Source organism: Commensalibacter melissae (genome assembly GCF_009734185.1).
GTDB lineage: Bacteria > Pseudomonadota > Alphaproteobacteria > Acetobacterales > Acetobacteraceae > Commensalibacter > Commensalibacter melissae.
Window position 1 is genome coordinate 1 of sequence record NZ_CP046393.1, and the last position, 13,313, is coordinate 13,313.

Genomic DNA, 13,313 nt, shown 5'->3' on the forward strand with positions numbered 1-13,313 from the left:
ATGACAAAAGAAGAAAATTTACACGCCAATACAGAAAATAGCTCTGTTCCTGATCAGGAACAAGATTCACGGGGTCATGAAACTATTTTCCCACAAGAGGAAAACGGCACGGAATCTTCAGATTCCTCTTCCAGCCAGAATAGTGAAGTTGACAAGTTGAAAAATGAACTGCAAGTCATGAAAGATCAGTGGATGCGTTCAGAAGCCGAAAATCAGAATCTGCGCAATCGCCATAAAAAAGAGCTTGAAGATACACGCCTGTATACTGTACAGAAATTTGCTCGTGACATCGTAGAGGCAGCCGAAAACCTGCGTCGCGGTATTGATAGCTTGCCAAAACCAGCTGAGAATGAAGATCCAATGATTACAAAAATGCGTGAAGGTTTTGAAAGTACTGAACGTTCATTTTTAAAAATTCTGGAAAAAAATGGTATCAAATGTGAAGATCCGACAGGCAGTCCATTTGATGCAAATAAACATCAAGCAATGGCAGAACAACCATCTGATGAACACCCTCAGGGAACCATTATTCAAAGCTGGACCCCAACATGGACCCTAAATGACCGTCTGTTAAAACCAGCCATGGTTGTCGTGGCCAAATCTCCTGAAAACACATAATGCAGATATTAAATAACTAAATTAATTAGCTGACTTCCATTAATTAAATGTGTATAATGGAGCTGTTCAAAAGGTTTCTTGAAGATTTCACTAAAGAAACTTATATAATGGTAACAAGTCATAACTGTAACCTCGCCATTATTGGGGGTTAATGTTTAATGACCATGATTTTTAAAAAAGGACTTTTAGAAGGCGCTTCGGGTCTTGTGAAAGTTGCTATTAGGAGATGAATTAATGAGTAAAGTTATTGGTATTGACCTTGGTACAACAAACTCCTGTGTTGCTATCCGTGAAGGTAATGAAACCAAAGTAATAGAAAATAGTGAGGGGGCCCGTACTACCCCTTCAATGGTTGCTTTCACTGAAAACAATGAAATGCTTGTTGGTCAGTCAGCAAAAAGACAGGCTGTCACTAATCCAACAAATACATTTTACGCCGTAAAACGGTTAATTGGTCGTCGGTTTGACGATCCGACTGTAAACCGTGACAAGGGGTTGGTTCCCTATTCTATTGTCAAAGGTGAAAATGGCGATGCATGGGTTGAAGCCAGAGATAAAAAATACGCTCCTTCACAAATCTCTGCATTCATTTTAGGTAAAATGAAAGAAACAGCAGAAGCATATCTGGGCGAAAAAGTAACACAGGCTGTCATTACTGTTCCAGCTTATTTTAATGACGCGCAACGTCAGGCAACCAAGGATGCCGGTAAAATTGCTGGACTTGATGTTCTTCGCATTATCAACGAACCAACAGCCGCCGCGCTGGCCTACGGTTTGGAAAAGAAAAATAGCGGCACCATTGCTGTATATGACCTAGGTGGTGGTACTTTTGATATTTCTGTTCTAGAAATATCTGATGGTGTAATTGAAGTTAAATCAACCAACGGTGACACTTTCCTTGGTGGTGAGGATTTTGATGCTCGAATCATTGATTTCTTGGCTGATGAATTCAAAAAAGAACAAGGAATTGACCTTCGCAGTGATAAACTTGCCTTACAACGTTTGAAAGAGGCAGCTGAAAAAGCAAAAATCGAACTTTCCTCTTCAAAAGAAACGGAAATTAACCTTCCATTTATAACCGCTGATGCTTCCGGTCCAAAACACTTGGTCATTAAACTAAGCCGTGCAAAACTAGAAAGCTTGGTTGATGATCTAATCACCAAAACTCTAGAACCTTGTAAGGCAGCGATCAAGGATGCCGGATTATCAGCAAATAATATTGATGAAGTTATTTTGGTAGGTGGAATGACCCGTATGCCAAAAGTCATCGAGGTCGTCAAAAGCTTCTTTGGCAAGGAACCCGCCCGTAACGTTAACCCTGATGAAGTCGTTGCAATTGGTGCTGCCATTCAAGGTGCTGTTCTTAAGGGGGATGTTAAAGATGTACTGTTGCTTGACGTTACTCCTTTATCCCTTGGAATTGAAACACTCGGGGGTGTTTTCACACGTTTAATCGATAGAAACACAACCATTCCTACAAAGAAAAGCCAAACGTTCTCTACAGCAGAAGACAACCAAAGTGCTGTTACCATCAAGGTTTACCAAGGTGAACGTGAAATGGCGGCAGACAACAAGTTGCTTGGCAACTTTGACCTGACAGGAATCGCACCTGCACCACGTGGAGTTCCACAAATTGAAGTAACATTCGATATTGATGCAAACGGTATCGTTTCTGTATCCGCCAAGGATAAAGCAACCGGTAAAGAGCAGCAAATTCGTATTCAAGCTTCTGGTGGTCTGTCAGATGCCGATATCGAAAAAATGGTTAAAGATGCTGAAGCGAATGCTGAGGCAGACAAGCAGAAGAAAGAAATGGTTGAAAGCAGAAATCAGGCAGATATGATGGTCGCCCAGGTAGAGAAAAACCTGCAAGAGCATGGTGACAAGATTGATGCTTCAACAAAATCAGATATTGAAGCTGCCGTAGCCGATGTTAAAAGCAAAAAAGAAGGTGATGATTTGGAGGCCCTAAAATCATCAACTGAAAAACTTTCCCAGCTTTTAATGAAAATCGGTGAAACCATTTACAAAGCAACCAATGATGCAAATGCAGCCGCAGGGGCTGCTGGAGCAGAAACTGCAGATCAAGCAGGTTCCTCTGCAAAACCAGAAGAAGACATTGTTGATGCTGATTTTGAAGATGTCAATCATAATGACAAAAAATCTAGCTAATGGGTCAATGCCTATTAAATAAGATATATTAACCAATTTGATATGTCGTAAGAAGTCAAGCCCGTCCTTTCAACAAAGGCGGGCTGCTTTTTGTTACGATATCTATTTGAAGATAATTTGAGGACATCAATGTCTAAACGAGATTATTATGAAATTCTAGAGATTAGTCGCACGTCAAGTAGCGAAGAAATTAAAAAAGCCTATCGCAAGAAAGCAATGCAATATCATCCTGATCGCAATCCTGGCGATCAGGAGGCGGAAGCCAAATTTAAAGAAATAAATGAGGCCTATGATGTTCTAAAAGATGAACAGAAAAAAGCCGCTTATGACCGTTTTGGTCACGATGCTTTCCAAAATGGCGGGGCCGGTAATGGTTTCGGCGGTGGTTTTGGAGCTGGTGGCTTCAGCGATATCTTTGACATGTTCGGCGATATGATGGGTATGAATCGTGGCGGTAACAGTCGCAAACGTTCTGGTGCTGATATCCAAATTCAAACCGAAATCCAGTTAACTGAAGCTTTTACAGGCATTAAGAAAAAGGTAAAATATAAAACAAAAAAACCTTGCCAAAGCTGTGATGGATCAGGATCAACAGACAAAACCAATGGAAATAAGACCTGTCCGACCTGTCATGGTTCTGGAAAAATCCGTGCTCAACAGGGATTTTTTCTGGTAGAACGCCCTTGTAATACCTGTCATGGAACAGGCCAGGTCATCAGTAACCCATGTAAAAAATGTCATGGAACCGGGCTTGAAAATCAAGATAAAGAGTTGGAAATCGATATACCTGCCGGAATTGAAGATGGAACCCGTATAAGGATTTCGGGGGAAGGGGAGGCCGGCAGCAATGGAAATCCACCTGGGGATTTATACGTATATGTTTCTGTTTTACCCCATGATCTATTTCACAGAGAAGGGGCAAATATATTCTGTCGTATCCCCATTCGAATCACGCAAGCTGCTTTAGGAACAGAACTTGAAGTACCTATCATAGATGGTGGCAGATCAAAAGTGAAAATTCCTGCCGGTACCCAAACAGGTAAACAATTCCGTTTACGGGGTAAGGGTTTTTCTGTTCTACGCTCTTCATCACGTGGTGATATGTATATTGAAGTCAAAGTCGAGATTCCTCAACATTTGACAAAACGCCAGAAAGAGCTGCTTGAAGAATTCGAGGCAGAAGCACAAAATAAAGAAAATGAGGGAAATCCGGAAACAACAAGTTTTTTTAAGAAAGTTAAAGATTTCTTTGAAGGAAAATCCTGATTAATCTATTCTTTGATAAATGAAAGTGTTTAGAATGAATACATCTGTTTTACGTATTGGTATTGCTGGCATAACCGGACGTGTTGGACGTCTTTTAATGGAAGAAATTACCTCTAGAGATAATGCTGTTTTATCTGGGGGTACATCACTTTCAAAAGACATTCATGATATACCAGATTCTGTTCAAATCTTCTCTGACATTGCAAGTCTGGTCGAAAAAAGTGATGTAATTATCGATTTTACAAATGCTACAGCAACGGAAACACATGCAAAAGCATTAAACAATAGTAAAACAGCATGGATTTTAGGAACAACAGGCATATCTGAATCCGTCCAAAAACTTATCAAAGAAACCGCAAAAACCATTCCCATTGTTCAGGCGGCTAATTTTTCACCTGGTGTAACCTTGATAACCCGACTGGCTTTTGAACTGGCGAAAGCTTTGCCCGCCGATCAGTATGATGCTGAAATTGTGGAAACACACCATCGTCAAAAAGTTGACGCTCCATCTGGAACAGCCCTGGCAATCGGGGAATCCATTGCAAAAGCAAGAAAGGTGGATTTAGGATCTGTTGCAGAAATTGGCAGAAAAGGATTTACAGGGGCGCGGAAAAAAGATGCCATCGGATTTTCTTCCTTAAGGGGCGGGCAAATTGTTGGTGAACATAGTGCCATATTTCTCTCCGATGTCGAGGAAATTGTTCTTACACATAAAGCTTTTGATCGTCGCATTTTTGCAAAAGGTGCCGTTCGATCAGCTTTTTGGTGTATCAATAAACCCGCAGGTTTATATGACATGAACCATGTTTTGGGACTGGATCCGGTCAAATAATAATTTTTTTTTAAATTAATACTTGACGGATAGACCACAAAAGGGTCTGTTTACAATACTTATGTTTTTTTATTTATTAGTGAGATAGCAGAAAAATTATGCGAAACAATAGCGATTTTCTGTTCGCTTCGGAATCGGTATCAGAGGGTCATCCAGATAAAGTTGCCGATCGTATCAGCGACACCATTTTGGATACCTACCTTGCCGCAGATCCAGAAGCGCGCGTAGCTTGTGAGACTCTTGTTACAACCAATCAGGTAATTTTGGCTGGAGAACTGCGTGGCCCGAAAAGCATTACCAAAGAAATGCTCAATGAAAAAGCCCGTGAAACCATACGTGAAATTGGATACGACCAGGACGGTTTTTCTTGGAAAACCGCAAATATATTAAACCTGTTACATGCACAGTCTCCCCATATCGCAGTCGGGGTTGACAGTAATGAAAGTAAAGATGAAGGCGCTGGCGATCAGGGAATCATGTTCGGTTTTGCAACGTCTGAAACCGAAACCTTAATGCCTGCCCCAATTTATTATGCTCATAAGATCCTAAAAAATCTCAATGACCTACGTAAATCAAGTGATCATAAGGGTAAAGGATTTCTTCCGGACGCAAAAAGTCAGGTAACCTTGCGTTATGTTCACGGTAAACCTGTTGGCGCAACATCTGTTGTTTTATCAACCCAACATGAGGAATCCATGCCACAGGAAAACATTCGTGACGTTTTAAAAGAACTGATTACGAATACATTGCCAGAAGGCTGGATGTGTCCAGACAAAGAATTTTATGTCAATCCTACAGGAATTTTTGTTATTGGAGGTCCTGATGGCGATTGTGGCCTGACAGGTCGTAAAATCATCGTCGATACTTATGGTGGGGCTGCCCCTCATGGTGGGGGAGCTTTCTCGGGTAAGGATCCAACCAAAGTTGATCGCTCAGCAGCATATGCCTGTCGTTATCTTGCCAAAAATATTGTAGCTTCCGGTCTTGCTGATCTTTGTACCCTGCAAATTTCATATGCGATTGGAATTTCCCATCCTCTCTCTGTTTATGTTGATTTACATGGAACAGGCAAAGACATTGATGAAACAAAACTTGAAAAAGTTTTACGTGAATTAATGGATCTTTCTCCAAGAGGCATCCGTAAACATTTACGATTAAATCGTCCCATATACAAACAAACTTCAGCCTACGGTCATTTTGGACGCCATCCAGACCCGGTAAAAGATGATTTTACATGGGAAAAAACTGATCTTGTTGATGCTTTGCAAAATGCTTTTAATCGTTAAAACTTAAGTATATGACCATAATTCAAAAAGGTTCTTGTGGAGAAAGTGCTCAAGAGCCTTTTTCCAAAACAGATTCATCCCTACCCAAAGACCGTTTGTACGGGCGTCGTCGTGGTCATCCTTTACGCGACAGACAAAAACGGCTTCTTTCAGACTATCTTCCCCGAATCAAATTCCCAACCAGAAATATCAAACACCCCTTTGAGGCTTTTGCAAGTCAGCCTAGGGCATTATGGTTGGAAATTGGGTTTGGGGGAGGTGAGCACAGTCTTGCCCAGCACCAAATACATTCTGATATTGGTTATATTGCATGTGAGGTATTCGAAAACGGAATTTGTTCCCTATTATCCAATCTTGTTCAGGAAGATGTTAAGGAAACAGAAGCAACTGTTCCAAATATGCTTCGGATATGGAATGAAGATGCACGTATCTTGATCCGTGCATTACCGGAAAATTCAATTGAAAAGGTTTTTCTGCTTTTTCCTGACCCTTGGCCAAAAACGAGACATGCAAAAAGACGGTTTGTCCATCCAGAACGTCTGCCTTTGCTTCATCGTATTCTAACCCCCAAAGGACAATGGCATATTGCAAGTGATGATCCAACCTATCAGGCATGGGTTGAAGAAACCATGGAGAATCAACCCTATTTCAAGAAAATCATGCAAACGAACAAACGTCCTGAAAGCTGGCCATCAACCCGTTACGAACAAAAAGCCTACAAGGCTGGAAGATCACCAATTTTCTGGATATTTGAAAAATCATGATTTTTTATTATTATCAACTTTTAGTTCCTGTTCTGCACGTTTGACAAGCCTATGCTCGTTATTACGTAAAAATATAAACACCAGAACAGCAACTACAACAAAGATAATCCCTATAACAAGGCCTATAGTCCCTTTTAGTCTAAGAAATTCCTGACCCAGGAAATATGCGGTATATGTAAAGGTACCTGCCCAACACATACCCCCCAAAGCGTTATAGATTAAAAAATCCTTCCAATGCATATGTGTTGCACCCGCCAATAAAGCCGTAAAAAACCTTAAAATGGCAACAAAACGTCCAAAAAAAACAGCTTTACCCCCATGATGCTTAAACAAATATTGTCCTAATAATAGACGATCTGGGGTCAATTTGAATTTAGGACCATATTTTTTCAATACTGGATATCCAACAATACGACCAATAAGATATCCAAAATTATCCCCCATAATCGCACCGACAATCGCGGATAAGGCAATATAATTAATATTGAGGCTACTGTAATGAGAGGCACAGTAAATGGATATGGTAATCAGCAAGCTTTCAGCTGGTAGGATTAATCCCATACTTTCCAACATAATGATAAGACCAACAATATAATAGGCATGGGATTCATAATGATGAACAAATTGTAAAATATAATCTAACAGTGTTTAAAATCCATATTGTTTCATTTCTAAAAATCTTACTATCTTTATGACCGATTCTAACCAATTAAGAAAGATTTAATTTTTATCGAGTTTGTTATGAATATGTTCAAAAAAAATGGCCCTTGTGGAAGTTGGCCCTCCCCTTTCACAACGGAAACTGTTGCAGGAAAGAACGTTATTTTTTCCGAATTACAAATAGATGAGGAAAACATATATTGGCTTGAAAGACGTCCACAGGAACAAAACAGAACCGTTCTTGTCCAATGGAATGAAAACAAGGGTATAAAGGATATAACCACACCATCATTTTCTGTTGGAAATAAGGTACATGAATATGGTGGAGGATCCTATAGCGTTCATAAAAACAGTATTGTTTTTAGCGATCTTTATACAGGTGGGATTTGGACTGTTTCACAAAATCGGCAGGCTACTTGTCTGTATCAGGACAAAGCCTTGCGTTTTGCCAGCTTTAACTTGATTGATAAACATGTTTTCTGTGTTTGTGAAGATCATTCAACAAATAATGTTAAAAACAGTCTTGTTCTATTTTCATTGGATAATCCAAATATAATGATAACACTGGATGAAAAGGCTGATTTTTATAGCACACCAACATTATCAAAGGATCAAGCGAAGCTCGCCTGGATTGAATGGTATCATCCTTTCATGCCATGGGAATCAACGTATTTATGCTGTGCCGATTTTGATATTAATGATAAAGCGATTAAAAATAAAAGGATCTTGGCTGGTAATAAACAAATTGAATCTCTGATTGAACCAGGCTGGACAGAAAATAATCAGCTCTATGTTTGCAGTGACCGTGAAAATTGGTGGAATCTTTACCATGTAAATTTACACACTAACGAAGCTGATAACTTAAGAGCCATTACCCAGATGAATGCCGAAATTGGTAAACCACATTGGATTTTTGGCCAAAAAAACTGGTATCCGGTTTCAAATAATAATTTTGTTGTCCAGGCTATTCATCAGGGATTTCCTGAAACATTTGTCATAAGTCATAATAAAATCAAAAAAATCTCCCTAGATCAACCTGAATATTGTCCTGTTCCCATAAAAAATAATGAATTTGCCTGGATAAATTGCTCAACTTCCCGACCAACGGAAATCATTTACCAGGATAATCATCACAATAGACAGGTTATTCAAATATCAAGTCTAGTTCATATACACAAGGAAGACATTTCCATTGGACATACTATATGTTTCCCAACACATGACCATCAACATGCTTATGGTTTTTTCTATCCACCAACCAATCGGCATTTTCAACCAAATAAAAATGAATTACCTCCCTTGATGGTCATTGCTCATGGTGGACCAACAGGTCAAACTGTTAACAGTTACAACCCAAAGATACAATTCTGGACCAGTCGAGGTTTCGCGGTTGTTGATGTTAATTATCGAGGATCTACGGGTTTTGGAAAAACCTACCGGAATGCATTACAAAAAAAATGGGGAATCCTGGATGTCCAGGATTGTATTGATGCCTGTAACTATCTGATCAAGCAACAAAAGGTTGACCCAAAAAAAATCGTCATAAAAGGCAGTAGCGCAGGAGGCTTTACCGTATTATCAGCCCTAGTCAAGTCCAAGATTTTTGCTGCAGGATCATGTTTATATGGTGTGGGGGATTTAACAGCCCTGGCTGAGGAAACACATAAATTTGAATCCAACTATTTAAATGGTCTTATCGGATCTTATCCAGAAGAAAAAGAGCTTTATCATGAACGCTCCCCTTTGACCCATATTCATCAAATTGCATGTCCCCTTATTCTTTTTCAAGGCCTTAAAGATATGGTGGTCCCTCCATCACAGGCAGAAAATATTATTAAAGTTTTAAAAAACAACCATATTCCCCATGCATATTATACATTTAAAGAAGAAGGACATGGATTTAAACAGGAGACAACCGTAAAAAAAGTTCTTGAGCTGGAGCTAGCTTTTTTTGGTAAAATACTTGGGTTTAAACCGGATAGTGTTTCTGAAAAGGTAACATTACACACTTAGATAAAAAAGCAAATCCTTTTTTGGATTTGTTCTAATGGGTTACAAACATTTACAATAATTCAAAAAGCAATATTTCAGCAGCTTTAACTGTTGTGATCTGAATATTTTCCTCATCAAAAACAGCAACGCCATCACTTGTTTGAATCAATTGTCCATTTACTCTCAATTCACCAGTAACAACTTGAATCCATACATTTCCGTATCTTTTTAAAATTGTATATTCATGATCTTCTTGTGCCTTAAATCGCCAACGCCAAAGATTCATGTCTTGGTAAATCTTTAGGGAATTTTCACGTGCGTCTGATGATAAAATGAGTTGCATACCCTCAACCTCAGGAAAATATCTTGTTTCATACCGTGGCTTAATATTTATTTCATTTGGTTTAATCCATATCTGATAAAAATGTAACGTTTCCTGATCAGAGGGATTATATTCTGAATGATGAATTCCGGTACCGGCACTCATGATCTGAAACTCGCCGGCTTTTACCCGTTCCCTAAAACCCATACTATCTTGATGTTCAATGGTTCCTTCCAATACATAGGAAAGAATTTCCATATTCTTGTGTGGGTGCTGACCAAACCCTTTACCCACCTGTACCCGATCTTCATTAATTACCCTTAAATCTGAAAACCCCATAAAATCCGGATCATAGTAATTTGCAAACGAAAAACTGTGATAGGTTTCAAGCCAGCCATGGTTGGCATGCCCTCTTGCATTTGCCTTACGTACATAAATCATTCTATAGACTTTCAAATATTCAAGATAATGGAACCGATATTAATCAAGAATGTTTCATAAATACCATTGGTTTCCTAATTCTTAACGGAATGGTCTCTGCGAAATAATGTCCATTCCTCAATAACCTGTCCACCAGGTAAAAGACAATCATTATATTCTCCAAGATCATTTTGTCTTTTGATCAGCTTTCCCTTCAACTCTAGACAATAAACAGAGGCAGGATTGGGCATCCCTATTTTTTTGGAGGAAAATGAGGTTTTATGATTACTTTTATTGGCCGCCTGGCAATTGGACAGGGTAAAAACCGATAATAATATTCCAATATTAACAAAATATTTATTCAAGTTTTACCCCTTTTGAATGTATTTACTATATTTATAATACTATGTTTCAGATAATTTCAGAACAAATTATTTACCTCCATTCTCTCATCAAATATCAAATAAAAAAACCTAACCTCAAACAAGGTTAGGCTCCATATCAGAATTTAAACCCAATTTGTAGCTAGACTCTTCTTTTGCCTGCAATCCAAACCTGTTCAACCTGCATATTGGCATTCATCACAACAAAATCTGCCCTTTTTCCAAGTGTGATCTCACCACGATCAGTCAATCCCTGATATTGGGCTGCATTTGTACTTACCAAACGTGTCGCTTCCGGTAGTGTTGCCCCATGAACCAAAGCGTTACGAAAGGCTTGATCAAGCGTTAGGACACTTCCTGCAAGATGTCCATTCATTCCCATCACACAACCATTTTTAATGATCACTTTCTGTCCACCCAATTCACTTTCACCCTCAGGCATTCCAGCTCCACGCATCGCATCTGTCACAAACAGTAAATGATCGGGTTTTTGACGATGTGCCAATCGAAAATTGACAGGATGAACATGATGGGTATCAAAAATCATCTCAGCGTATGCCTTATCATCATCTAATATGGCCCCGGCAAGACCTGGAGCGCGTCCTTCAATCCCACCCATTGCATTAAATAAATGGGTTCCCCCCACAACACCATGATGTGTATGAGTTATTTGCAAAGCATGTTGGGCTTGGCTATAGCTGCATGCCGTATGTCCCAAACTGACACGAATTCCAGCCTTGGTTAATAAAGGAACAGCCTGTTCAATATATTCAACTTCAGGGGCAATGGTAATGACTCTGACAATATCCAGATCTATCATTTCCTGAAGCACTTCTGCCTTTGGCATGATATTAAATGGAGGCTGGGCACCCAGTTTTTTACTACTGATAAAAGGACCTTCCAAATGGGCACCTCGAATATCGGGATGATCCGCCAATCCCTTTTGTCGCACCTCTTTAACTGCCCGAAGTGAATCAAGAATTTCTTTCCATGGCCGTGTTATGGTTGTTGGTAGAATGGTTGTCGTGCCATGATGCATATGAAATCTTGAAAGCTTTTCAATTGCCTCCGCACCATCCATTGTATCCGCGCCATCTCCACCATGAACATGACCATCAATAAAACCCGGCAGAATATAGTATTGTGGATCTTTATTGGATAAATTTCCAGCCTCGATATCAGAAATTATTTCACCAAAAGATATGTTACCTGTAACAACCCGATCACGTAATACAATACGTCCTTGTAAATTGGTCATCCCTATGCACCCTCATTAATAATGACAGGTCGAGACGCTTTGCTTCTTTTCAGGTCAAAATAACCATAAATGCCATATAAACCCATAATCGTATAACAAATAATGGCTATACTTGCAAAAACCGTTTGAAAATCAATAAATTTCGTATAATAACTGTAAATTTGTGGAATAACAGCACCTCCACAAATCCCCATTACCATTAAAGCTGCACCACTAGCTGTTCGTTCACCCAAACCACGTATTGCAATTGGAAAAATAGCGGGCCACATCATTGAATTGGCAAATCCCAATAGAGCGATAAAAGTAATTGAAATATATCCGGTGGTCAACCATGCACCAATAGCAAAAATAATGCCTAAAACATTGGATACAACCAGATAACTTTCTTGAGAAAGAATTTTAGGGGTAATAATAATACCTGCAAAATAACCGGCCAACATTGCAGAAAGGGTAAAAGAAGAAAAGAACTTGGTAATATCGAGAGAAATATGAAAATCTGATCCATAAGTACCGATGGCACTTCCAGCCAAAACTTCCATACCTACATAGGTAAAGATACACAAAACACCAAACCATAAACGAGGAGAGGTAGGAATTCCTCCACTATTTCCTTTTTGCTGGCCATCATCTTCATTGTTGATTTCTGGTAAAGTCGAACGATAAATTCCAAAAGCAACCAAAAGCAAAATCAATGCCATTCCCATATATGGATAATAAACTTTATCAGCAAAAACAGATACAATTTGCGTTTTCTCACTAATGGATCTGGCGGCATCAATACGTTCCTGGATACCACTGATATTTGTAACAAACATTCCAAAGATTACAGGGGCAAGAATACCAGCACCCTTATTGCAAATACCCATTATTGCCTGTCTTTGGGCACCTTTTTCAATAGGCCCCAAAATACTAACATAAGGATTTACAGCGGTTTGTAGACACGACAATCCAACCCCAATAATAAATAAACCTATTAAAACCCCAGTATACCAATGAGATTTTATAAACTGGCCAAAAATTAATGCACCTATTGCCATGACAACCAATGCAATACACAAGCCATTTTTCATGCCTGTCTTTTTTAACACCCATGAGGCGGGAAGTGAAAAAACAAAAAAGGATATGTAAAAAGCAGATAAAACAAAAAAAGCATTGAAATCATCAAGCGAAAAAGCAACTTTTACAAAAGGGATTAGAGGGCTATTAATCCAAGTAAAAAATCCAATAACAAAAAAAAGAACACCTACAATAATAAGAGGTTTTGTCATATTCTGAGGAGCATTAGGCGATATCTGATTAGACATATATTTTCCTTTTATCCACGCCTTGAATTGTTATTT

At 39.1% G+C, this 13,313-nt stretch carries 12 protein-coding genes; 7 read left to right on the forward strand and 5 right to left on the reverse strand.

Going from position 1 to position 13,313, the window contains the following annotated elements:
• From GN303_RS00005 to trmB, 6 genes are all read left to right on the forward strand, one after another.
• On the forward strand, window positions 1–618 hold the full coding sequence (locus GN303_RS00005; RefSeq protein WP_110439200.1) for a nucleotide exchange factor GrpE: 618 nt from the start codon (window positions 1–3) through the stop codon (window positions 616–618).
• 234 nt (window positions 619–852) lie between these two features.
• Complete coding sequence (gene dnaK, locus GN303_RS00010; RefSeq protein ID WP_110439201.1) at window positions 853–2,790, forward strand: molecular chaperone DnaK; 1,938 nt, start codon at window positions 853–855, stop codon at window positions 2,788–2,790.
• Window positions 2,791–2,919: 129 nt separating this feature from the next.
• Window positions 2,920–4,056: a molecular chaperone DnaJ gene (gene dnaJ / locus GN303_RS00015; protein ID WP_110439202.1), complete on the forward strand. Its 1,137-nt coding sequence runs from the start codon at window positions 2,920–2,922 to the stop codon at window positions 4,054–4,056.
• A gap of 34 nt (window positions 4,057–4,090) precedes the next feature.
• Complete coding sequence (gene dapB, locus GN303_RS00020; RefSeq protein ID WP_110439203.1) at window positions 4,091–4,888, forward strand: 4-hydroxy-tetrahydrodipicolinate reductase; 798 nt, start codon at window positions 4,091–4,093, stop codon at window positions 4,886–4,888.
• Window positions 4,889–4,986: 98 nt separating this feature from the next.
• Window positions 4,987–6,174 carry a methionine adenosyltransferase gene (gene metK, locus GN303_RS00025; RefSeq protein WP_110439204.1) on the forward strand — a complete coding sequence of 396 codons (1,188 nt, stop codon included), beginning with the start codon at window positions 4,987–4,989 and terminating at the stop codon, window positions 6,172–6,174.
• 11 nt (window positions 6,175–6,185) lie between these two features.
• Complete coding sequence (gene trmB, locus GN303_RS00030; RefSeq protein WP_110439205.1) at window positions 6,186–6,938, forward strand: tRNA (guanine(46)-N(7))-methyltransferase TrmB; 753 nt, start codon at window positions 6,186–6,188, stop codon at window positions 6,936–6,938.
• On the opposite strand, the gene GN303_RS00035 is transcribed toward trmB, so the two are convergent.
• Window positions 6,933–7,511 carry a DedA family protein gene (locus GN303_RS00035; protein ID WP_197037450.1) on the reverse strand — a complete coding sequence of 193 codons (579 nt, stop codon included), beginning with the start codon at window positions 7,509–7,511 and terminating at the stop codon, window positions 6,933–6,935. The genes trmB and GN303_RS00035 overlap by 6 nt on opposite strands.
• 168 nt (window positions 7,512–7,679) lie before the next feature.
• On the opposite strand from GN303_RS00035, the gene GN303_RS00040 reads away from it, so the two are divergent.
• Entirely contained in the window at window positions 7,680–9,611 is a 1,932-nt protein-coding gene (locus GN303_RS00040; RefSeq protein ID WP_110439207.1) for an alpha/beta hydrolase family protein, read from the forward strand.
• Window positions 9,612–9,660: 49 nt separating this feature from the next.
• Here GN303_RS00040 and GN303_RS00045 read toward each other — a convergent pair whose 3' ends face one another.
• The 4 genes from GN303_RS00045 to GN303_RS00060 all read right to left on the reverse strand — a co-directional run bounded on the left by GN303_RS00045 (window position 9,661) and on the right by GN303_RS00060 (window position 13,277).
• Entirely contained in the window at window positions 9,661–10,353 is a 693-nt protein-coding gene (locus GN303_RS00045) for a pirin family protein (protein ID WP_110439208.1), read from the reverse strand.
• Between the two features lie 74 nt (window positions 10,354–10,427).
• Window positions 10,428–10,697, reverse strand: coding sequence for a putative hemolysin (locus tag GN303_RS08765; RefSeq protein WP_197037451.1), 270 nt, complete (start codon window positions 10,695–10,697; stop codon window positions 10,428–10,430).
• A 160-nt stretch (window positions 10,698–10,857) separates the two neighbouring features.
• On the reverse strand, window positions 10,858–11,973 hold the full coding sequence (nagA, locus tag GN303_RS00055) for an N-acetylglucosamine-6-phosphate deacetylase (RefSeq protein ID WP_110439209.1): 1,116 nt from the start codon (window positions 11,971–11,973) through the stop codon (window positions 10,858–10,860).
• Between the two features lie 2 nt (window positions 11,974–11,975).
• The gene (locus tag GN303_RS00060; protein ID WP_110439210.1) at window positions 11,976–13,277 is read right to left on the reverse strand and encodes a sugar MFS transporter; all 1,302 of its coding nucleotides are present in this window, start codon (window positions 13,275–13,277) and stop codon (window positions 11,976–11,978) included.
• Window positions 13,278–13,313: the final 36 nt, after the last annotated feature.